This window comes from Clostridium sp. HCP1S3_C6, from assembly GCF_052066735.1.
Taxonomy (GTDB): Bacteria; Bacillota; Clostridia; order Clostridiales; family Clostridiaceae; genus Clostridium.
This window is the reverse complement of the sequence record NZ_JBQHRN010000003.1, coordinates 1-21585: the sequence shown is the minus strand read 5'-3', so window position 1 is coordinate 21585 and position 21585 is coordinate 1. Positions and strand designations below refer to the sequence as shown.

The following is a 21585-nucleotide window of genomic DNA, read 5'->3' as shown; positions in this document are numbered from 1 at the left end:
AGCCGATAAATATAATAATAATGTTTAAGGAGTCGATTTATATGCCTGCAATTTGGAATGTTAATAATGGATATGGTATTAATAATAAAAAGGTATCAAGCAAACTAACTTTTGAGGTTGGAGAAAAGTTTGCGGGAAGAATAAGTAGCAGTTCAGATGATAATGAAGTAACGGTAAAATTAACTGATGGATGGGAATTTTCTGCAAAATTACAAGATGCAGAAAAATTTGTGAAAAATCCAGGATTAATGCAATTTCAAGTTACAGGATTTGAAGGGGGCAAAATAAATCTTTCTATTTTAAAAAAATCAATTGGCAAGGATCAAGTTATAGATGATAGAATAAAAGAATTTGCATTAAAGGAAGGTCTTACAGGTGAAGATATATCTCTTTTAAGATCAATGATAGAACATGATATATCATTAACAAGAGACAATATTACTTTTATAAAAAGTCTTATAGATTTTAACAAAAAGATAAATAATGACTCAAAAGAAATAGATGATTTTATACAAAAGTATATTGAAAGTAAAGGCGTAGATATGGAAAGTGAAGAGGGAAAGAATATAAAAAGTACCTTAACAAATTTCTTAAACAAATTTAAAGGTATGTCAAAAGAAGATATACTTTTATTTATTGAAAATAATATAGATTTAAATGAAGAAAACATAGATAGTTTTAACAAATTATTTAAAGGCAATGAAACTCTTAAGGATATTTTGGACAGTGTAAAAAATACTATTGAAACTTTACAAGAAGAAGCTATGGGAAATAATAAAGCTGAATTAAATATGTCAAAGAATAACTTAACAACTGAAGAAAGTTTCAAACCTGAAGTTAATGAAGAAACGGATAATAGAAATGTAAATAAAAATGTTGCAACAAAGTTATATGAAGCAAATGAAGGAAAATCTAAATTAAGCATGCTTGGTTTGTTAAAATCAATAGCAGGAGACAATGATGATATTTTAAAAGAACCATTAAGAGAAATATTAAACTTAAGAAGTAGTGATTATACAAATAGTGAATATAAAAATATAAGTGGAAAAATAGAAGTGCTTAATGATAATGATTTATTAAATATGTTTCAAAAGGATGGAAATACCTTTAGTAAAAATGATTTAGAAAAGGTAATTTCAAATATATTAGAAAAAAACATCACTCTTTCAGATAGTGAAGCGTCAAAAGTCAAAGAATTTTTAAGTGCAAAAATCTCAACTAATGATAACAGTATTTTCAATTTTAAAGATGGAAAAATAACTTTTGAAAACAACAATCAAAATATAATTGTCAATTATGATAAAATGATAAAAGATATAAAGGATATTTTTGTTAGCAGAAAAAATGATTTTCAAGGAAATTACCGAGAAATTGCAACTGATAATATTAAAAATATTACTCCTGAAAAAATACAAAATTTAATAAAAGAAAATTTAAACAAATATAATGTTGTTACAAAAGAAAATTTCAATAAAATTGTTTCAGACATATTTGGTAAGGATACAATGCTTATAAAGGATGAAGTGGAATTATTAAGAGAAAATATTGTTACAAAAAATATTATTGAAAATGAAAATATTCCAAAGGATTCTTCTAAAACTCAGATTCAAGAAAACAATAGTATAATAGCTAATGAATTTAAGGATGATAATAATATTAAAGATATACTAAAAAAGGCTTTAGAAAGTAACAAAAATATATTTTCAAAAAATATGCAAGAAAGAATATCTCAAAATATAAAAGATATACCTAATAGCAAATTAAGCAATATTATAAAAGAAGAACTTATAAAATCTAATGAAAATGTAGATGAGAGAGTTCTTACTAGAATTTTAAATGAGCAAGTAAAAAAAGCTCCTATGGAAACAGTTTCTCAAAATATTATTAAATCTTCAAAGGATATTATAAAAGACGACTTAAACAATAAAATAAACAATTTAAAAGATGTAGTAAAAGAAATTATTCAAAAAACTGATAATAAAAGTACTGTATCTGAAAAAGTATTACAATTTGTAAATTCTAATATTAATGATTTTAAATTATTTAATTCTATAAGCAATGAATATTATTATTTAGATGTTCCTATATCAAATAACAATAAGGAATATCCTTGCAAATTGATTATTAAGGATAAAAGAAAAGATGGAAAGAAAATAGATAGAACAAATATAAAAATGGTTGTGGCTGTAAAAACAATTAATATTGGAAATATTGATGGGTATCTTTATGTACGTAATAACAAGTTAGATGTAAATTTAAAATGTGAAAAATCATTTGTTAAAATTTTAAGTGTAGCGAAAGATAAGCTGCAAGAAAAATTAAACAGTATTGGTTTTTATTCCGATGTTACTGTATCAGATAGAAAGGAAGAAGTAAATTTATCATCATGCAGAGAATTTTTTAGCGACACCCATTCAACAAGAATAGATACTAAGGTATAATAATATATATGAATTTTTGAAAGGAGGAATAGTTTTTATGAAGCAAAGAAGAAAGGCCGCAGCACTTAAATATGAAATGAATTTTGAAGCGCCAGTAGTTACAGCTGCAGGTATGGGAGTTATTGCAGATAGGATAATAGAAAAGGCAAAGGATGCAGATGTTCCAGTAGTATATAATAAAGAATTAACAGATCTTCTATGTAATGTGGATGTTGGAGACTCTATTCCTTCTGAATTATATGAAGCAGTTGCAGAAATAATAGCTTTTGTTACTGATTTAGACAAATTAAACGAAAGGTAGTGATAATGATTAATGTCGCTTTATGCTATATCAGATTTGCACTTATCATTTAATGTAGATAAGCCAATGGATATATTTGGGGATAAGTGGGCACTTCATGAGAGAAAGATTGAAAGTAATTGGAGCAACTTAATTACTGATGAAGATACTGTATTAATTGCTGGAGATATTTCTTGGGGGATGAAGGAAAGTGAGAGTAAGGATGATTTAAATTGGATTAATAATCTTCCAGGAAGAAAAATAATCTCTAAAGGAAATCATGATTATTGGTGGGGAAGTATAAGCAAACTTAATAGTTCTTATGATAAGATAAAATTTATACAAAACAATTTTTATATTTATAAGGATTATGCTATTTGTGGTACAAGAGGTTGGATATGCCCTGGTTCTGATAAATTTACTGAAAAAGACAAAAAGATATATGATAGAGAACTTATTAGGTTAGAGCTTTCACTATCTGAAGCTGTAAAAAATGGATATGAAAAATTTATTGTAATGATTCATTATCCCCCTGTAAATGAAAAGTTTCAAAAATCTGGATTTTTAGAGATTTTTGAAAAATATAAAGTTAAAAAGGTTATTTATGGTCATTTGCATGGAATGACTGAAGATAAACTTGCAAGTGAATTAAATGGAAATATTGAATATATAATGACATCTTGTGATTATTTAGATTTTTGTCCTAAAAAGATATTATAAAAAGAGAACTTCAAGTTTTAAATATCTATTCAAAACTTGAAGTTCTTTTATATTATTTTTAAACAATTTTTGGGGTAGAAGAAACTTGAGATATTAAGTCTTTGCCATCTCTAGCTAACTCTTTAATTCTAGGTGATACACCTGGTGTTGTAATGACAGATGAATACCATCTTAATGCTTCTGGGTAGTTTTTTATTCTTCTATTTAAATCTCCTAGCAAATATGACATTGAATCTCTTTGCAAACCATACATAGGAAATCTTTCTGTAGAATAAGCTAAGCTCAATGTATCAAGAGCCTTTTTTAAAAATATATTTTCATTTTGTGTATCATTAATAAGCCTGTACATCCATGATATTTTTAATAAAATCATTCCTAATGTACTACTAGGTTTTTCCATAGCAGTAGCACTTAATAATGCAAGTTTATATCTTTCAATTGCAATATTTGGATTTGAAATAGGTGAGTATTTTCTTGGTTTCCATTTTATACTTATTTGTTTAAATATTGCATCTTTTTCATATGATTTAACCTTTAAAAAATCAGATTTCATTGCTGCATATCCACATGAATTGCATATCCACACATCATAAAAATATGGATTAACAACAGAATAGCGAATAAAGAAATCAGAATCTTTTGATATTATCCTAGGTGAATTAACTTTGACAGCTTTAGTTTTAAATGTTTTGCCACAAATAGGACAAGTAACTTCTCTGTCAAATATATGTTGTTGAATATCTTCGCTCATTATGTATCCTCCCCTCAAAAATATACCATAAATATAACTAAAATTATTATACCATAATTATATTATATCATAAAATTATTATTAAAATTATAAATTGATGTAGTATAAAGTAAAGTTTTTGTTATAATATAGTTAATGATTATAATAAGGGTGATATATTGTGGTTATAAATAACTGGAAAAGTTTTCTTGTTCCTTATGAACAAGCGGTTGAAGAGATAAAAGTAAAATTAAAAAGTATAAGAAAGGAATATAGAAGAAATAATGAATATTCTCCAGTTGAATTTGTAACTGGAAGAGTTAAGGAAGTATCAAGTATTCTTGAAAAAGCTAATAAATTTGAGATTCCAATAGATAGAGTTGGATATGAACTAGAAGACATTGCAGGAATTAGGATAATGTGTCAATTTGTAGATGATATTTATAAAATGGTCGAAATTTTAAGAAGCAGAAAAGATATGACAATACTTTATGAAAAAGATTATGTTACAAATGTTAAGCCAAGTGGTTACAGAAGCTATCACATGATAATAAAATATCAAGTTAATTTAGCTAGTGGTCCTAAGGATATTTTGGCAGAATTTCAAATAAGAACTCTTGCAATGAATTTTTGGGCTACAATAGAACATTCATTAAATTATAAGTATAAACAGCAAATTCCAAAGGAATTAAAAGAAAAATTAAAAAATGGTGCAGATGCAGCATTTAAGCTTGATGAAGAAATGTTAGAAATTAAAGATGAGATTAAGGATGCTCAAAAACTATTTGAAGTTAGATCAGATATAATTTCAACTATTACAAACAAGATTCTTCAATTATCTTCTATGGGCAGAAAAATTGAAGCTGCAAGATTTGAAAAGGAACTTAACAAATTAATGGAGGTAGGGGAAGTATCTGAACTTAATGAACTTCTTGTATCTGTTAATAAAAGTGTTGAAATGTATAAGTAAGTAAAAAAGAAGTGCCAAAGCACTTCTTTTTTAGTGACAGCCACCACCACAAGTAGAACAGCCACCTTCTGGTTTTATAACTGGTCTTAGTGAAAGGCCTCTTCCATCATTTTCTTCACTTGAAACTATGATAAATCCACCAAATTCATCAATTAATACTTTTTCCATTAAGAAAGTAATATCTTTAACTTCTTCTGATATATCTCCGTCACGCTTTTCACTAACAGATATGTTAAATACAGGACCACTACAACCATATCCCGCTAGATTTATTCTTATATTGTAACTTGCAACTTTATTTTCGTCTAAGAATTCCTTAAATTCGTTATAAGCTTCATCACTTATAGTAATATTTTTCATATAATCACCTCGAAAGTATTTATGTTAAAAGTATATATCATAATAAGGTATTATTGCAAGATGATTTATATATTTAAAGGTTGTATTATAAAAGATAATATATTAAAATTTTTAATATATATAATTTTTAATAATTTGGAAAGGATTAACATTATGCAACCTTATAGTAAAAAATACATAAAAGAAATTATTGATAAATATTTAAATATAATAAGTGAAAATGAAATTGGCAATTATAAAATTGTAAAGAAAAGTTCTATTAATAGAAAAGGATATTTATATGAAAGTCCTGAAGAATATAAGTCTAAAGAAATTGTATTAATGGAAAATGATAAAATAATTATGAAATTAAATAATTATGAAATTGAGGGGACATATGAAACTATAAGAATGGCCAAGGGTAAAGTAGGAATAGTAGGTCTTGGAATAGGGTATTCTGTTATAGAAATAGCATCTAAAAAAGAAGTTAGTGAAGTTATAGTATATGAAAAAAGCAGTGAAGTTATAGAGATGTTTAAGAAAAATTTTTTTGAGGTTAAATCTATGAAAAAGATTTTATCCAAAATAAAAATTGTAAATTGTGATGCTTTTAAAGCTGAAAAAGATAAATTTGATTACTTTTTTGTAGATATATATGGATATGAACTTGATAGTCAAGTGGTTGAAGATTATAAAAGATTTAATGATATACATGATATTGGGGAGTATTCATTTTTTGGAGTTGAAGATTTTTTACTTAGTTGTAGCTATAATGAAATTGTTTGGGTATATATACCTGAAAATTGGATGGCTATGAGTAAAAGTATTGCTAGTTCTCTTGAGTCATCTGGATATATTAAATATTATAAAAAATTAGATGAAAAACTTGTAAGTAATGTTCTTTCTAAATTTAAAGAAGTTCTTAATGAATAAAAAAAAGTGGGATATCCCACTTTTTTTATTTAACAACTATATTAACAAGTCTTCCTTTTATAACAATTACTTTAACTATATTTTTGCCTTCAGTGTTAGATTTTATTGTAGCATCATTTAATGCTGCTTCTTTTATTTCATCTTCATTAAGACCAGATGAAACATTTATTCTATTTTTAATTTTACCATTTATTTGAATTGCTATTTCAACTTCATCTTTAACTAAAGCTTTTGCATCAAATTTAGGTAAAGATTCATTAAATACTGAAGTTGTCATTCCCATGATGCTCCATTCTTCTTCACCAAAGTGTGGTGCAAATGGTGCTAGTAATCTTATGAAATCTAATGTAACGTCTTTTAAGAAATCTCCATTTATAGAATTTAATTTTATATATTTTGTTATAGCATTTACAAATTCCATTAATCTTGCTATAGCAGTATTAAATTGCATTTTATTTCCATCTTCAGTTACACCTTTAATTGCTGTATGTCTCCAGAAATTTAATTCCTTTTCTTCTGAACCTATAGATGTTTTAGATGCTTTTGTTTCTAAACAATCTTTAATTGTATCAATCATTCTTTCGATTTTTTCAACAAATCTTGCAATGGATTTTACACCATCGTCACTCCAAGCTCCACCTTCAGTATAAGCAAATCCAAACATTAAGTACATTCTAAAGACATCTGAACCATATTTTTCAATTATATCATCAGGTGCAATAGTGTTTCCTTTTGATTTACTCATTTTTAATCCATCAGGTCCTAAAATTAATCCTTGGTGAGTTAAAGAAGTAAATGGTTCATCAAATTTTAAATATCCCATATCTCTTAAGGCTTTTGTTATAAATCTAGCATAAAGAAGATGCATACATGCATGTTCTGGACCACCAACATATTTATCTACCGGAAGCATTTTATTTATTATTTCAGGATCAAAGGCTTTTTCTTTATTTTTATTATCTGGGTATCTTAAATAGTACCAAGATGAACAAACGAAAGTATCTAATGTATCACATTCTCTTATTGCTGGACCTCCGCAACATGGGCAAGTAGTATGTTTAAACTCTTCAGATTTTGCAAGTGGTGATTTTCCATCTGGAGTAAATTCAACATCATAAGGAAGTTCTACTGGTAAATCTTTTTCAGGAACTGCAACAGTACCACATTTTTCACAATAAACTATTGGAATTGGAGCACCCCAGTATCTTTGCCTAGATACAAGCCAGTCTCTTAATCTATAATTAACTTTCTTAGAACCTTCACCTTTAGAAGCTAATTTCTCAACTATTTTTTCTTTGGCTTCAGCTGTAGTTAATCCATTAAACTCACCTGAATTTATAAGAATACCATGTTCACAGTAAGGAAGTTCTACCTCTTCACCCTTTTTATTTGTAATAACACGTTCTATTGGTAAATTAAATTTAGTTGCAAAAGCGAAATCTCTTTCGTCATGTGCAGGAACAGCCATAACAGCACCTGTACCATATGTAGCAAGTACATAGTCAGATATCCATATAGGGATTTCTTTACCGTTTATAGGATTTATTGCATAGGAACCAGTAAATACACCAGTTTTTTCTTTAGAAATTGATTGTCTGTCAATTTCAGATTGTTTAGCAGCTTGTTCCTTATACTTTTCAACTGCATCTTTGTTTTCTGGTAAAGTTAATTCATCTACTAATTTATTTTCAGGTGCAAGTACTACGTAAGTTACTCCATTTAAAGTATCAACTCTTGTTGTAAAAACATTAAAAGTTTTAGAAGAGTCTTTTATTTTAAATGTAACTTCAGCACCAGTAGATCTTCCTATCCAGTGTTTTTGCATTGCTACTGTTTTTTCTGGCCAATCTAAATCATCTAATTTATCTAAAAGTTCATCTGCATAATCAGTTATTTTAAAGAACCATTGTGTTAAATCCTTTTTTGTAACTTCAGTTCCGCATCTTTCGCAACAGCCTTCAACAACTTGTTCATTTGCAAGTACTGTATTACATGATGGACACCAGTTTACTGGGGCTTTTTTTCTATAAGCTAATCCTTTTTTATATAATTGTAAGAATAACCATTGAGTCCATTTATAATAGTCAGGATCGCATGTAATAACTTCATTTTCCCAATTAAACATTGCTCCCATAGATTTTAGTTGCTTTTCCATTGTTGCAATGTTTTTGTAAGTTGAATCTTTAGGATGAATACCAGTTTTTATAGCATAGTTTTCTGCTGGAAGTCCAAAGGCATCAAATCCCATAGGTTGGAATACATTATACCCTTGCATTCTTTTTAGTCTTGCCCAAGAATCAACTGGTGCATAGTTAAACCAATGACCAGCATGTAGCTGAGCTCCAGATGGATAAGAGAACATTTCAAGTGTATACAACTTTTTATCAAGATTGTTTGTGTCAAATTTGTATAAGTCATTTTCTTCCCAAATTTTTTGCCATTTCTTATCAGTTTTAGTACTATATTTTCCCATTAAGTTTCCTCCTTAATAAATTATTAGAAAATAAAAAAACTCTCATCTCAAATAAAGAGACGAAAGTTAAAATTTCCGTGGTACCACTCTTAATTAGAATATAGATATTATATTCTCACTCAAAATTATAACGTATTAGACGTATTTGTAATTAATAAAATAATTACAAATAAGCTCATAGACAAGTTCTCAAAGATAATAACATCATTTTACACCACCCAATGATTCTCTAAAGATATTAAACTAAGATACTACTTCTAATCAATGCTTTTAAATATTATATTTTAAATTACCAACATTAATTATATAGTCTAAAATGTGTAAAGTCAATGAGAAACCTTTCTCTATATGTATTAATATGAAAAAATTGAGAAAAATAAAAAAAGTACTTTACAACAGATAATTATTATTATATAATAATAGATGTAATAAGGAAAACTTATTAAAGTCAACAGTAATTAAAAGTAAAAAAGTAATTCTTATTGTTTGGCAATAAAGATTGCTTAGACATAAGACGAAAATAATCTAGAAAAAATAAATAAATTTGGAGGAATGTTATTATGAAAAAATTTGTATGTTCAGTATGTGGTTATGTATATGAAGGAGAAAAGGCACCAGAAAAATGTCCAGTATGTGGTGTTGGAGCTGATAAATTTACAGAACAAGTAGGAGAATTATCATGGGCTGCAGAACATGTAGTAGGTGTTGCTAAAGGTGTATCAGAAGATATATTAAATGATTTAAGAGCAAACTTTGAGGGAGAATGTACTGAAGTTGGAATGTATCTTGCAATGGCTAGAGTTGCACATAGAGAAGGATATCCTGAAGTTGGTATGTACTATGAAAAGGCAGCTTTTGAAGAAGCAGAACATGCTGCAAAATTTGCAGAACTTTTAGGAGAAGTTGTAACTGATTCAACTAAGAAAAACTTAGAATTAAGAGTTGCAGCAGAAAATGGAGCAACTGCTGGTAAATTTGATTTAGCTAAAAGAGCAAAAGCAGCTAATTTAGATGCTATTCATGATACAGTTCATGAAATGGCTAAAGATGAAGCAAGACATGGTAAAGCTTTTGAAGGATTATTAAATAGATATTTTGGATAAATTGAAAAGATTAGAAATGACTGCACACAAATGTTGTTGCAGTTATTTTTTTTATCTTAAATATATTTTATAAATAAAAATTAATAGGTGAACTAGTGTTAATTTTATATGAAAAGTATCGATATTTATAATATGGCATAAATTAACTTGAAAAATATGAGGAGGAGTAAATATGGGACAAATTAAAAAGACCAAAAAAGTAGAACGAAAGTATAGTAATAAAGAAAATCAAATAGCAAAGGTAAATCAAACATGTATTATTAGTTTGACATTTATTGAATTGGTATTAATATCGGGACTTCTTGCACAAACATTTGCATATGAAACGTCTTTTGGGAAACTGGGTATTATTCCAGTAATAGTTTTGTTTGTTGGAGTAATTTTGAATTGGTGTTGCTATTTGAAGAATAAAAAAAGTTTTAAATTAAAGTATTATATGGTTGCAACTTTTTTTATTGGATGGGTATATTTAATGGTATTAGGCACAAATGTTTTAGTAAGTTTTTATATATATCCTTTAGTTGTTGGAACAATTTTGTATCACGATAGGAAATTCGAAAAAATACTTTTTTGTTCTGTAATTATAACTACAATAATTAGAGCAATAGTATGGGCAATAAGTGGTCAATTATTAGGTGGAGATAGTGTCTCTTTTATTAGTATTGTTATACATTTGGAAATGGTAATTGTAATACATATTATTTCAAAGCTTTCAGAAGAATTCTCAGTTGATATGATTGGAGCTGTGCAAGATGAAAGAAAATCACAAGCTGTTATGTTACATGAAGTTTTAGATATTTCTAAAAATGTACAAGAGACAGTTTCAGATACAAATGAACTTATTGAAAATTTAAAAAATGATTCTAGTATGGTACATCATTCTATTGAAGATATTTCTGGAAGGACACAAAATAATGTAGAAAGTGTTCAGGAACAAAGTGAAATGACTCAACAAATTAATACTGATATTGAAGATACTGCAGCAAATGCTAAGGTTATGGTAGAAGCAGCAGCTAAGTCTTCTAAATTATTAGAAAAAAATGTGACAGTAATGACATCTATTAAAAATGATGCAGAAGATATTAATAAGACCAATAATCGTGTGGCAGAATCTATGGAAGAATTACAGAAAAAGGCTAAAGAAGTACAGCAGATTACAGACGTTATTTTTTCTATTTCTAGTCAAACTAATTTGCTTGCATTAAATGCATCTATTGAAAGTGCAAGGGCAGGAGAAACAGGAAGAGGGTTTGCTGTTGTAGCAGATCAAATTAGAAATTTAGCAGAAGAAACAAGAGTATCTACAGAGAAAATTGCTAATATACTTGATGAATTGAATGACAATGCTCAATCAGCAACTGAGATTGTACAATGTTCTATTAATGCAATGGAAGCTCAAAGTGTAAAAGTAGCAGATGCTTCTGATGGATTTAATGAAGTACAAAAACATATTATAACATTGACACAAAGTATAGATAATATAAATGATAAAATTGATAATCTAGTTAATTCTAACAATACAATTATAGATAATATTAATCTTTTATCAGACAGTAGTGCATCTGTATCAGAAAGTGCAAAAGAAGTAGCAGAAAGAAGTTTGCATAATCAAAATGAAGCAGAGCATGCAAAAGAATTACTTGGAAAAATGCAAACTATGGTACAACAATTAGAAAAATATCAAAACAGCTTGAAAGAACTATAAAATTAGAAAATATTTAATTATTTTTATGCGGACAGCAGATAAATTTGTTTTTAGACAAATCTATTTGCTGTCTTTAATATTTTATTTGAATTTTACTCTCTTAAATATTAGGAAGTAAATACATTCTATGTTATAATTTAAGATAGAAATTTAAGGAGTGTTTTATAAAATTTATAGGAGATAGCTATGGCAATAACTTTAATAATATTATTAGTTATAATTATTTCAAATATTATTTTCTCATTTTCATTAATATTTATGGAAAGAAAAGAGCCTACTACAACATGGGCATGGTTGCTTATTATGATTTTGCTTCCAGGTTTGGGATTCATTATATATATTCTTTTAGGTCAAAATTTAAGCAGAGAAAGATTATTTAAAGGAAAAAAAGAAGTAGATAGAGCTAAAAGACTAGAACTTTCAAAGCATTGGAAAGAAAGTTCTAATGGTCATCATGCAAGTAAGAAATTTTTAGATCTTAGAAAGATGAATTATAATCATTGTGGTGCAAAATATACATTAGGTAATAAAGTGGATATTTATTACAATGGTGTGGATAAGTTTAATCAGCTTTTAAAGGATTTGAGAAATGCAAAAAAATACATACATATAGAATACTATATATTTAGAAGGGATGGAAAAAAAGGAATTGGCACAAAAATTCTTAAAATCCTTCATGAAAAAGTCAAGGAAGGCGTAGAGGTAAGACTTTTAGTAGACAGTATGGGATCATATAAAATAACAAAAAAATCTCTCAAGGAATTTATTAATGATGGTGGGAAATTTGAAATATTTTTTCCGGGTATACTTCCACATATTAATACTCGTATAAATTATAGAAATCATAGAAAAATGGTTATTATTGATGGAATATATGGGTATACAGGTGGTTTCAATGTTGGAAAAGAATATATAAATGAAGATCCTAAAATAGGATTTTGGAGAGATACCCATATAAGAATTCAAGGTGATGCAGTAAATGATCTAAATGATAGATTCCTTCTTGATTGGTGTTATGCATCTGGTGAAGAAATAGACGACTTTAGCAAATATTATAGAACTGATTCATTTAAAGGTGGAGATGTAGGTGTACAAATAGTAACAAGTGGTCCTGACCATAATGAACAATATATAAAAAATGCATATATTAAGCTTATTAATGATGCAAAGAAAAATGTATACATTGAAACACCTTATTTTGTTCCAGATGAATCTATGCTTGAAGCAATAAGAATATCTGCTCTTTCTGGAGTAGATGTAAGAATAATAATACCAGGGAAACCAGATCATATGTTTATGAAGTGGGCGGCAAGTTCATATATTGGTGATCTTTTAGATGTTGGAGTAAAGGTATATTCATACAATAATGGATTTATACATGCAAAAACAATAGTTTGTGATAGTGAAGTTGCTACAATTGGAACAGCAAACCTTGATATTAGAAGCTTTAGTTTGAATTTTGAAGTTAATGCATTTATATTTGATGATAGAGTAGCTAAAAATGTTGAAAATCAGGTGTTTAAAGATATTGAGTATTCAAAATTAATAACCCTAGAGGAATACCAAAATAGACCAAGAAATCTTAGAATAAAGGAGTCAATTATTAGGTTAATTTCTCCGATTTTGTAAGATTTATTCATATGCTAAAAATTGTTATTTATAAAAGGAAACTTTACAGGAGGTAATTAATGAAAAAATTATTCGTTGACCTAAAGGAAAATAGCTATAATATTTTTATTGAAAAAGGGCTAATTGATAGAATTGGTGAGAAAATAAAAAAAATTTATAATGGGTCAAAGGTGTTTATTATTACAGATAAAAATGTAGATAAACATTATGGAGAGAGAGTAGTAAAATCTCTTGAAAAGGAAGGGTATGAATCAAGAAAGCTTGTTCTTGAACCAGGTGAAGAAACTAAGAATTTCAATACACTTCCTACAATATATAATGCATTGCTTGATTATAAACTTACAAGAAAAGAACTTATAATAACATTAGGTGGTGGAGTTGTTGGAGATATAGGAGGTTTTGCAGCAGCTTCTTTTTTAAGAGGTGTTCCTTTTGTACAAGTACCAACATCTTTGCTTGCCCAGGTAGATAGTTCTATTGGTGGTAAGGTTGCTGTTGATTTAGAAAGAGGAAAAAATCTTGTTGGAAATTTTTATCAGCCTAAAGCAGTAATTATAGATCCAAATGTTTTAAGTACACTAACAGAAAAATTTTTTAAAGATGGTATGGGTGAAGTTATAAAATATGGGTGTATAAAGGATGAAGCTTTATTTTGTAAATTGCAAAATTTAAAAGGTAGAAATGATGTTATGAATCATATTGAAGAAATTATTTATACATGCTGTGATATAAAAAGGCAAGTTGTAGAAGATGATGAAAAAGATTTAGGAGAAAGGATGCTTTTAAATTTTGGTCATACACTAGGTCATGCAATAGAAGTGTATTATAATTATACAGGTTTTAGCCATGGAGAGGCTGTGTCAATAGGGATGTATAATATTACAGTGATGAGTGAAAAGGCTGGAATCACAGAATCAGGTACAGCAGATAAGATAAAGAATGTTCTAATTAATTTTGATCTTCCATATGAGGTAGAACTTAAGGATAATAAGGCAGTAGTTGATGCAATTGCTTTAGATAAGAAAAATATAGGAAATACATTAAAAGTAATATTACTTAATAAAATAGGTCATAGTATTATATATGATACACAACCTAAATTTTTTGAGGCGGTGAATTAAAAATAATGGGAAATTACAAAATATATAAAACAAAACTTAAGGGTGATGTGAAAATTCCACCATCAAAAAGTATGGCTCATAGAGCTGTTATATGTGCAGCACTTGGAAACGGAGTAAGTAGAGTCTCTAATATAGATTTGTCAGATGATATTATAGCAACTGCTGATGCTATGAGATCTCTTGGAGCTGTTATAGATATAATTGATGAAAAAAATTCAAAGTGCAAAACATTAGAAATAAAAGGTATAAACAGTACTGAATCTAGCAACATCCGTGAATATGAAAGAGTAGTTGATTGCAATGAATCTGGTTCAACCCTTAGATTTTTAGTACCAATAAGTCTTGCTTTTGAAGGTGTAACAAGATTTGTAGGTAGAGGTAACCTTGGAAAAAGGCCTTTAGATACATATTATGATATATTTGAAAAACAGGGAATTGAATATAACTATAAAAAGGGTATATTAGATCTTGTGGTAAGTGGTATGCTAAAATCTGATACTTTTGAAGTAAGTGGTAATGTAAGTTCGCAATTTATTACAGGACTTTTATTTACGCTTCCACTTTTAGAAGGTGATTCTAAAATAGTAATAACAACTAATCTTGAATCAAAAGGATATATTGATTTAACATTAAGCGCTATGAAGGATTTTGGAATAGAAGTTATTAATAAGAACTATAAAGAATTTATTATAAAAGGAAATCAAAAATATAAAAGTAGAGATTACAGGGTCGAGGGAGATTACTCGCAAGGAGCATTTTTCTTATGTGCAGATGCTATTGGAAATGAAGTTAAGGTGCAAGATTTAAAGAAAGATTCTCTTCAAGGGGATAAAGAGGTTATAGACATTTTAAGAAGAATGGGTGTGGTTTTAGAGAGAGATAAAGATACAGTATCAGGCAAGGTTAGAAGAACTAAAGCTACTGTTATTGATGGTTCACAATGCCCTGATATTATTCCAGAGGTATCTCTTGTTGCAGCATTAAGTAAAGGTACAACTGAAGTTATAAATGCAGGAAGACTTAGAATAAAAGAATGTGATAGACTTAATGCAATAGCAGTAGAGCTTAATAAACTTGGGGCTAAAATTACTGAAAAAGAAGATGGACTTATAATTGAAGGAGTACCAGAACTCAATGGAGGAGTAGAGGTATGGAGTCACAAGGATCATAGAATTGCTATGACTTTAGCTATTGCTGCAACTGTATGCAAAGAACCAATTATATTAAAAGATTATGAGTGCGTTTCAAAATCATATCCACATTTCTTTGAAGATTATAAAAGCATAGGAGGTAAATTCGATGAGTGGAGTTTGGGGGAATAATATAAAGGTATCTATTTTTGGAGAATCACATGGAACTGGAATAGGTATAACAATAGATGGACTTCCATCAGGAGTAGATATAGATTTAGATAAAGTATATGAAGAAATGAAAAGGAGAGCACCAGGAAAAAGTCCTTTATCAACAGCTAGAAATGAAAAAGATATGCCTGAAATTTTAAGTGGTTTCTTTGAAGGCAAGACTACAGGAACTCCTCTTTGTGGTGTAATAAGAAATGGTGATACTCGTTCAAAGGATTATGGAAAATTAAAATCGTTAATGAGACCAGGTCATGCTGATTATACTGGAAAAATAAGATATGCTGGTTTTAATGATTATAGAGGTGGTGGCCATTTTTCAGGTAGAATCACAGCACCACTAGTATTTGCAGGAGCTATATGTAAACAGGTCTTAGAAAAGAAAGGTATTTATATAGGTGCTCATATTAAATCAATAAAGGATGTTAATGATGAACCCTTTGATTTTACAAATATAACAAAAGAAGAATTGTTATCACTTAGGAATAATGAACTTCCTCTTATAAATAAGTCAAAAGAAGATGAAATGAGAAATACTATTATTGAGGCTAAAAAAGATGGTAATTCAGTAGGTGGTAGAATTGAATGTGCAGTAATTGGCATGGAAGCAGGATATGGAAGTCCATATTTTGATTCAGTAGAATCTACCCTTTCACATCTTTTATTTTCAGTACCAGCAGTTAAGGGTGTAGAATTTGGAATAGGATTTGATATTACTAAACTTTATGGATCTGAAAGTAATGATGATTTTTATTATGATAATAATGGAAATGTAAAAACTAAAACAAATAATAACGGTGGTATATTAGGTGGTATTACAAGTGGAATGCCTATAGTTTTTAATGTTGGAATAAAACCAACACCATCAATAAGTAAAGAGCAGGATACTGTAAATGTAGAAACAAAAAAAGATGAAAAACTAGTTATTGAAGGAAGGCATGATCCTTGTATAGTTCAAAGAGCAGTACCTGTAATTGAAGCTGTTACAGCAATTGGAATTCTTGATTTAATAAAGGAGAGAGATGGATGGCGTCTTTAGAAGAAAGTAGAAAAAAAATAGATGCAATTGATAAGGAACTTGTTTCACTATTTGAAAAGAGAATGAATGTTGTATTAGATGTAGCGAGATACAAAAAGGAGAATAAGTTACCTGTTTTTCAAGGAAATAGGGAAGAAGAAGTTTTAAAGAAAGCTGTAGACAATTTAGATGACAAGGATTATGCAAAAGAAGCTAAAGAATTTTTAAATTCCATTATGGAAATAAGCAGAGGCCTTCAAAAGAGAAAAATTGAAAGTCAAGATAATAACATGGAATTTGATATAAAATTAGACAATATAGATTTAGATGCTAAGGTTGGATTTCAAGGAGTACCTGGGGCGTTTTCTGAGGAAGCACTAATAAAAATATTTGGTGAAGATAGCAATAGATTTTCTTACGAAGAATTTGAAGATGTATTTGAAGCTATTGAAAATGATGAAATAAAATATGGAGTGCTTCCTATAGAAAATTCATCAACAGGTGCAATATCTAAAGTAATGGACCTTTTGAAAAAATATGATTTTCATATTTTAGCTGAAGAAACTATAAAAATAAATCAGCATTTAATGGGTATAAAAGGAACAAAGCTTGAAGATATTAAAGAAGTATATTCACATGCCCAAGGAATTGAGCAAAGTAGTGAATTTTTAAAACAATATGATTGGAAACTTATTCCTTTTCATAATACAGCAACAAGTGCAAAGTTTGTAAAGGATACTGGTGATAAGAGTAAGGCTGCAATTGCAGGAATAAGGTCTGCAAAAATATATAATTTAGAAATAATAGAAGAATGTATAAATACATTGAAAGATAATACTACTAGATTTGTTGTAATTGGAAAAGAATTAGTGGTTCCTAAAAATGCAGATAAAGTTAGTGTTGCTTTTACAGTTGAAAATAAATCAGGGAAGCTTTTTAATATTTTAAGGTATTTTGCTGAAAATAATATAAACATGATAAAAATTGAATCAAGACCAATGAAAGATGCTCCATGGTCATATTTGTTCTATGTAGCATTTGAGGGTTCAATAGAAAGTAATGAGGCAAAGAAGGCATTAGAACTTATAAAAAATAGTTCAGAATATTTTAGGCTTTTAGGTGCATATAAAAATGCAATTGAATAAGGAGAAATAGATATGGAATTTTACGGTTTAATTGGCGAAAAGCTAGGACACAGCCTTTCACCTATAATTCACAAGAGAGTATTTGAACTTTTAGGAATTGAAGGCGCATACAAGCTTTTTCCTATTCCAAAGGAAGATATAAAATATTATGGTAAGTCTTTAAAGGTATTAGGCATAAAAGGTGTTAATGTAACAATTCCTTATAAGCAAGAAGTAATGAAGGAACTTGACTTTATTTCTGATGAGGCATCAAAAATAGGTGCTGTTAACACTATATTGCTAAAGGACAATAAGCTATATGGTTATAATTCAGATTATTTTGGTTTTGGAATGCTTCTTGATAATAATAATATAAAAGTCAAAGACAATGTAGTAGTTGTAATGGGAAATGGTGGAGCAGCTAAAGCATTACTTCAATATATTTTAGATAATAATCCTAAAAAATTATATTTAGTTACGAGAAATAAAGATTCAGTTAAAAAATCAGATATTAAGGAAGGAATAGACTTAATAGATTATGAAGAATTAAAAAATGTAAAAGGTGATGTATTAGTAAATTCAACACCTGTTGGTATGTATCCTAATGTTTCAAAATCAGTAGTATCTGAAGATATTATTAAAAATTTCGATTCCTTAGTTGATATTGTATATAATCCTAAGTGTACTGAATTTATGAAAATTGGACAACAATTAGGGAAAAAAGTGTGTAATGGCTTGTATATGCTTGTTGGGCAAGCTATTAAATCACAGGAAATATGGCAGGATAAAAAAATTGAAAAAGAAATAATTGATAAAATATATGAAGAAATAGAAAAAGAATTTTAACCTTTGGAGGAAATAGAATTGAAGGATAAGGTAGTTTTAATTGGGATGCCTGGCTGTGGAAAAACTACAATTGGCAAAGTGCTTGCAACAGATTTAAATTATAATTTTTTTGATATGGATGACTATATTGAAGAAATAGCTCAAAAAAGTATTAAAGAGCTTTTTGAGGAAGGAGAAGAGTATTTTAGGGAATGGGAGACAAAAGCTTGTAAAGAACTTGTTTGTAAAAAGAAATGTATAATTTCATCAGGTGGCGGTGTAATAAAAAAGGACATTAATATTGATATACTAAAAGAAAATTGTATCATTGTATTTGTAAATAGACCTATAGAAAATATAGTAGAAGACGTTGATGTAGCATCACGACCTCTTTTAAAGGATGGTAAAGAAAAAATATATAAACTTTTTGATGAGAGATATGATAAGTATAAAAAAGCTTGCCATATAGAGATAAAAAATGAGGGATATTTAAAGGATACATTAACTGAAATAGAAAAAAGTTTAAAGGATCTTTTAAAAAAATAACGTATTAGTTAAAGTTTCGAGGTGTAATAATGAAGATAATGGTAATAAATGGACCTAATCTTAATATGTTAGGTGTTAGAGAAAAAAATATATATGGAACAAAGGATTTTACTGATGTATGCAAATATATTCAAAATGAAGGAGAAAAAAGAGGACATGAAATGACACTTCTTCAAAGCAATTTAGAAGGAGAAATAATAAACTTCATTCAAAAAGCTTATTATGAAAAATATGATGGTATAGTAATTAATCCTGGAGCATATACACATTATAGCTATGCTATACATGATGCAATAAAGGGAGTAAGTATACCAACAGTAGAAGTACATATTTCTAATGTGCATACACGTGAAGATTTTAGAAGAGTATCAGTTACAGCACCAGCATGTATAGGTCAAATGTGTGGCTTTGGAGAATTTGGATATGTTCTTGCAATTGAAGCTCTTGAAAATTATGTGAAGAATAATTAGTAGGGGGTAAGTGTTAATGAATATAGTAATTGTAGGCCTTGGTGTTGTTGGCGGTTCATTTGCAATGGCTCTTAAGGATGCAGGGTATACAGATGTTTATGGAATTGATGTTAATGAAGAAACATTAAAAAAAGCAAAAGAAAGAGAACTTATAAAAGAAGGAAGCAGAACAGGAAAAGAGCTTCTTAAAAATGCTGACTTAACAATAATTTCTATATATCCAAAGCTAGTTAAAAATTTTGTGGAAGATAATAAAGATTATTTTAAAAAAGGATCTATTATTACAGATGCTACAGGTATTAAAGGAATGTTTATTAATGACATTATTAAAATATTACCAAGTGATATAGATTTTGTTTTTGGACACCCTATGGCAGGAAGAGAAAAAAAAGGAATAGATTTTGCAAGTAGTGAGGTCTTTAAGGGAGCAAATTATATAATAACTCCTATTTCTCGAAATAAAGAAGAAAATATAAAAAAGATAGAAGATTTAGCTAAAAGTATTGGTTTTAAAAGAGTAAAAAGGATAACACCAGAATTTCATGATGAAATGATAGGATATACATCTCAACTTCCACATGCTATTGCAGTTGCACTTATAAATAGTGATGAAGAGGGAAGAGAAACAGGAAGCTTTATTGGAGATAGTTATAGGGATTTAACTAGAATTGCTAATATAAATGAAGATTTATGGAGCGAACTTTTTCTTGGAAACAAAGATAATCTTTTAAAAGCCATAACAAATTTTGAATTAGAACTTGATTTTATAAAGAAGGCTATGTATTCAAATGATAAGGAAGCACTTAAAAAGTTATTTGTAAAATCAACTAAGAGAAGAGAAAAACTTGATTAATATAGAGGAAAAATCAAAAAGATTAGATTATTTTGATTTATCTAGGGGAATTGCCATAATTTTAGTAATGCTTGGTCATATATATAAAAATGAATCAAACATTATACGAATATGGCTTTACTCATTTCATCTTCCTATATTTTTTATTATTTCAGGAAGTTTAGCACAATATTTTTCTTATAATATCAATTTTTATAGAAATCATAGTGATAAAAGTATATAATAAATTTTTAAAGAGATAATATTTAAGTAAAAGGCATTACTGTAAATTAATATAGTAATGCCTTTTACTTATTTATTTTCTTCTATTAATTCATAAATTGTTTTTGATGTTGTATCTGCCATTGTGTAACCTAAGATAGAAACTATATTTTTAAGATTTTCTTCTGAATCTGTTTCTATTTCTAAATAAGGGAAAGGACAGAAATTTGTATCATTTATATCTATTTCTACTAAACCATTTTCTAGTTTATAGCTTTCTCTAAATTTATTAATTGATTGCTTTAATTTAAGTCCTAGAGACGAATATATCCCTTCAGCTGCTTCTTTATTATCTACGATAACTTCATTTTCTTCCATTTCTTTAAATTTACCTTGAGAAAGAAGTTTTTTAGTTGTCATATATATTGTTCTTTTGCCATCTAGAAGATTATCTACAGTTCTTATTCTTGCATATCCTCTAGAAGCAAGAAGTTTTCCATCTTCAAAATCATAAATATCATTAATTTGGTTTTCTTCTTTAACTTTCTCTGCATTATTTGCAATTAAAGTTTTTCTGATTTCAGCTACATCAATTTTAATTATCCTTGTTTCAAGTTCTTTCATTAAATTAATGCCTGCTACTTAAAATGTAATCAAATATAAACATTTTAAGAATTTTACTGTTTCAATGTATCTGCTTTTGTTATAAAAACTACTTGCATTTGATATGATACTCCACAGTCGTA

General features: G+C 28.1%; 21 protein-coding genes and 1 other annotated feature. Of the genes, 17 read left to right on the top strand and 4 right to left on the bottom strand.

The window, feature by feature from the left end; translation table 11 throughout:
• Window positions 1-41 precede the first annotated feature (41 nt).
• The 3 genes from ACTNAO_RS01805 to ACTNAO_RS01795 are packed head-to-tail and all read left to right on the top strand — an operon-like array spanning window position 42 to window position 3441.
• Complete coding sequence (locus tag ACTNAO_RS01805; RefSeq protein WP_441026987.1) at window positions 42-2441, top strand: hypothetical protein; 2400 nt, start codon at window positions 42-44, stop codon at window positions 2439-2441.
• A 37-nt stretch (window positions 2442-2478) separates the two neighbouring features.
• Window positions 2479-2742 (top strand): EscU/YscU/HrcU family type III secretion system export apparatus switch protein, encoded by a 264-nt coding sequence (locus ACTNAO_RS01800; protein ID WP_441026986.1) that lies wholly within the window; start codon window positions 2479-2481, stop codon window positions 2740-2742.
• A 12-nt stretch (window positions 2743-2754) separates the two neighbouring features.
• Window positions 2755-3441: a metallophosphoesterase gene (locus tag ACTNAO_RS01795; protein ID WP_441026984.1), complete on the top strand. Its 687-nt coding sequence runs from the start codon at window positions 2755-2757 to the stop codon at window positions 3439-3441.
• Between the two features lie 58 nt (window positions 3442-3499).
• Here ACTNAO_RS01795 and ACTNAO_RS01790 read toward each other — a convergent pair whose 3' ends face one another.
• Entirely contained in the window at window positions 3500-4192 is a 693-nt protein-coding gene (locus ACTNAO_RS01790; protein WP_441026982.1) for a DUF2225 domain-containing protein, read from the bottom strand.
• Window positions 4193-4352: 160 nt separating this feature from the next.
• Between ACTNAO_RS01790 and ACTNAO_RS01785 the strand changes: the two genes are divergently transcribed.
• Window positions 4353-5141, top strand: a complete 789-nt coding sequence (locus ACTNAO_RS01785; protein ID WP_441026980.1) for a GTP pyrophosphokinase — start codon at window positions 4353-4355, stop codon at window positions 5139-5141.
• 30 nt (window positions 5142-5171) lie between these two features.
• On the opposite strand, the gene ACTNAO_RS01780 is transcribed toward ACTNAO_RS01785, so the two are convergent.
• Window positions 5172-5501, bottom strand: a complete 330-nt coding sequence (locus tag ACTNAO_RS01780; protein WP_441026978.1) for a HesB-like protein — start codon at window positions 5499-5501, stop codon at window positions 5172-5174.
• A gap of 153 nt (window positions 5502-5654) precedes the next feature.
• Here ACTNAO_RS01780 and ACTNAO_RS01775 point away from each other — a divergent pair, with 153 nt between their 5' ends.
• Window positions 5655-6413 carry a hypothetical protein gene (locus ACTNAO_RS01775; protein WP_441026976.1) on the top strand — a complete coding sequence of 253 codons (759 nt, stop codon included), beginning with the start codon at window positions 5655-5657 and terminating at the stop codon, window positions 6411-6413.
• A gap of 25 nt (window positions 6414-6438) precedes the next feature.
• Here ACTNAO_RS01775 and leuS read toward each other — a convergent pair whose 3' ends face one another.
• The gene (gene leuS, locus ACTNAO_RS01770) at window positions 6439-8886 is read right to left on the bottom strand and encodes a leucine--tRNA ligase (RefSeq protein ID WP_441026974.1); all 2448 of its coding nucleotides are present in this window, start codon (window positions 8884-8886) and stop codon (window positions 6439-6441) included.
• A gap of 52 nt (window positions 8887-8938) precedes the next feature.
• Window positions 8939-9160: a binding site (T-box leader), on the bottom strand.
• A 286-nt stretch (window positions 9161-9446) separates the two neighbouring features.
• Between leuS and ACTNAO_RS01765 the strand changes: the two genes are divergently transcribed.
• The 12 genes from ACTNAO_RS01765 (at window position 9447) to ACTNAO_RS01710 (ending at window position 20861) form a co-directional block, all read left to right on the top strand.
• Window positions 9447-9989 (top strand): NADH peroxidase, encoded by a 543-nt coding sequence (locus tag ACTNAO_RS01765; protein WP_441026972.1) that lies wholly within the window; start codon window positions 9447-9449, stop codon window positions 9987-9989.
• A 172-nt stretch (window positions 9990-10161) separates the two neighbouring features.
• Entirely contained in the window at window positions 10162-11694 is a 1533-nt protein-coding gene (locus ACTNAO_RS01760) for a methyl-accepting chemotaxis protein (RefSeq protein WP_441026970.1), read from the top strand.
• Window positions 11695-11880: 186 nt separating this feature from the next.
• Window positions 11881-13323, top strand: coding sequence for a cardiolipin synthase (gene cls, locus ACTNAO_RS01755; RefSeq protein ID WP_441026968.1), 1443 nt, complete (start codon window positions 11881-11883; stop codon window positions 13321-13323).
• Between the two features lie 59 nt (window positions 13324-13382).
• A complete protein-coding gene (aroB, locus tag ACTNAO_RS01750) occupies window positions 13383-14444 on the top strand; it encodes a 3-dehydroquinate synthase (RefSeq protein ID WP_441026966.1) in 1062 nt (353 codons plus the stop codon).
• Window positions 14445-14449: 5 nt separating this feature from the next.
• On the top strand, window positions 14450-15766 hold the full coding sequence (gene aroA / locus ACTNAO_RS01745) for a 3-phosphoshikimate 1-carboxyvinyltransferase (RefSeq protein WP_441026964.1): 1317 nt from the start codon (window positions 14450-14452) through the stop codon (window positions 15764-15766).
• Complete coding sequence (gene aroC / locus ACTNAO_RS01740) at window positions 15744-16841, top strand: chorismate synthase (protein ID WP_441026962.1); 1098 nt, start codon at window positions 15744-15746, stop codon at window positions 16839-16841. Before aroA ends, aroC begins: the two co-directional genes overlap by 23 nt.
• Window positions 16829-17965, top strand: a complete 1137-nt coding sequence (locus ACTNAO_RS01735; RefSeq protein WP_441026960.1) for a chorismate mutase — start codon at window positions 16829-16831, stop codon at window positions 17963-17965. The genes aroC and ACTNAO_RS01735 overlap by 13 nt, the downstream gene beginning before the upstream one ends.
• A 12-nt stretch (window positions 17966-17977) precedes the next feature.
• The gene (aroE, locus tag ACTNAO_RS01730; RefSeq protein ID WP_441026958.1) at window positions 17978-18790 is read left to right on the top strand and encodes a shikimate dehydrogenase; all 813 of its coding nucleotides are present in this window, start codon (window positions 17978-17980) and stop codon (window positions 18788-18790) included.
• 18 nt (window positions 18791-18808) lie between these two features.
• Window positions 18809-19315 (top strand): shikimate kinase, encoded by a 507-nt coding sequence (locus tag ACTNAO_RS01725; RefSeq protein WP_441026956.1) that lies wholly within the window; start codon window positions 18809-18811, stop codon window positions 19313-19315.
• Between the two features lie 29 nt (window positions 19316-19344).
• Window positions 19345-19785, top strand: a complete 441-nt coding sequence (gene aroQ / locus ACTNAO_RS01720; protein WP_441026954.1) for a type II 3-dehydroquinate dehydratase — start codon at window positions 19345-19347, stop codon at window positions 19783-19785.
• 16 nt (window positions 19786-19801) lie between these two features.
• The gene (locus tag ACTNAO_RS01715; protein ID WP_441026952.1) at window positions 19802-20638 is read left to right on the top strand and encodes a prephenate dehydrogenase; all 837 of its coding nucleotides are present in this window, start codon (window positions 19802-19804) and stop codon (window positions 20636-20638) included.
• Complete coding sequence (locus ACTNAO_RS01710) at window positions 20631-20861, top strand: acyltransferase family protein (RefSeq protein WP_441026950.1); 231 nt, start codon at window positions 20631-20633, stop codon at window positions 20859-20861. Before ACTNAO_RS01715 ends, ACTNAO_RS01710 begins: the two co-directional genes overlap by 8 nt.
• Before the next feature lie 68 nt (window positions 20862-20929).
• On the opposite strand, the gene ACTNAO_RS01705 is transcribed toward ACTNAO_RS01710, so the two are convergent.
• Window positions 20930-21463: a class IV adenylate cyclase gene (locus tag ACTNAO_RS01705; RefSeq protein ID WP_441026948.1), complete on the bottom strand. Its 534-nt coding sequence runs from the start codon at window positions 21461-21463 to the stop codon at window positions 20930-20932.
• Window positions 21464-21585: the final 122 nt, after the last annotated feature.

Coding starts and splice junctions, on each gene's coding strand:
- ACTNAO_RS01805 (WP_441026987.1), top strand. CDS start 42: ATGCCTGCAATTTGGAATGTTAATAATGGATATGGTATTAATAATAAA.
- ACTNAO_RS01800 (WP_441026986.1), top strand. CDS start 2,479: ATGAAGCAAAGAAGAAAGGCCGCAGCACTTAAATATGAAATGAATTTT.
- ACTNAO_RS01795 (WP_441026984.1), top strand. CDS start 2,755: ATGTCGCTTTATGCTATATCAGATTTGCACTTATCATTTAATGTAGAT.
- ACTNAO_RS01790 (WP_441026982.1), bottom strand. CDS start 4,192: ATGAGCGAAGATATTCAACAACATATATTTGACAGAGAAGTTACTTGT.
- ACTNAO_RS01780 (WP_441026978.1), bottom strand. CDS start 5,501: ATGAAAAATATTACTATAAGTGATGAAGCTTATAACGAATTTAAGGAA.
- ACTNAO_RS01775 (WP_441026976.1), top strand. CDS start 5,655: ATGCAACCTTATAGTAAAAAATACATAAAAGAAATTATTGATAAATAT.
- leuS (WP_441026974.1), bottom strand. CDS start 8,886: ATGGGAAAATATAGTACTAAAACTGATAAGAAATGGCAAAAAATTTGG.
- ACTNAO_RS01765 (WP_441026972.1), top strand. CDS start 9,447: ATGAAAAAATTTGTATGTTCAGTATGTGGTTATGTATATGAAGGAGAA.
- ACTNAO_RS01760 (WP_441026970.1), top strand. CDS start 10,162: ATGGGACAAATTAAAAAGACCAAAAAAGTAGAACGAAAGTATAGTAAT.
- cls (WP_441026968.1), top strand. CDS start 11,881: ATGGCAATAACTTTAATAATATTATTAGTTATAATTATTTCAAATATT.
- aroB (WP_441026966.1), top strand. CDS start 13,383: ATGAAAAAATTATTCGTTGACCTAAAGGAAAATAGCTATAATATTTTT.
- aroA (WP_441026964.1), top strand. CDS start 14,450: ATGGGAAATTACAAAATATATAAAACAAAACTTAAGGGTGATGTGAAA.
- aroC (WP_441026962.1), top strand. CDS start 15,744: ATGAGTGGAGTTTGGGGGAATAATATAAAGGTATCTATTTTTGGAGAA.
- ACTNAO_RS01735 (WP_441026960.1), top strand. CDS start 16,829: ATGGCGTCTTTAGAAGAAAGTAGAAAAAAAATAGATGCAATTGATAAG.
- aroE (WP_441026958.1), top strand. CDS start 17,978: ATGGAATTTTACGGTTTAATTGGCGAAAAGCTAGGACACAGCCTTTCA.
- aroQ (WP_441026954.1), top strand. CDS start 19,345: ATGAAGATAATGGTAATAAATGGACCTAATCTTAATATGTTAGGTGTT.
- ACTNAO_RS01715 (WP_441026952.1), top strand. CDS start 19,802: ATGAATATAGTAATTGTAGGCCTTGGTGTTGTTGGCGGTTCATTTGCA.
- ACTNAO_RS01705 (WP_441026948.1), bottom strand. CDS start 21,463: ATGAAAGAACTTGAAACAAGGATAATTAAAATTGATGTAGCTGAAATC.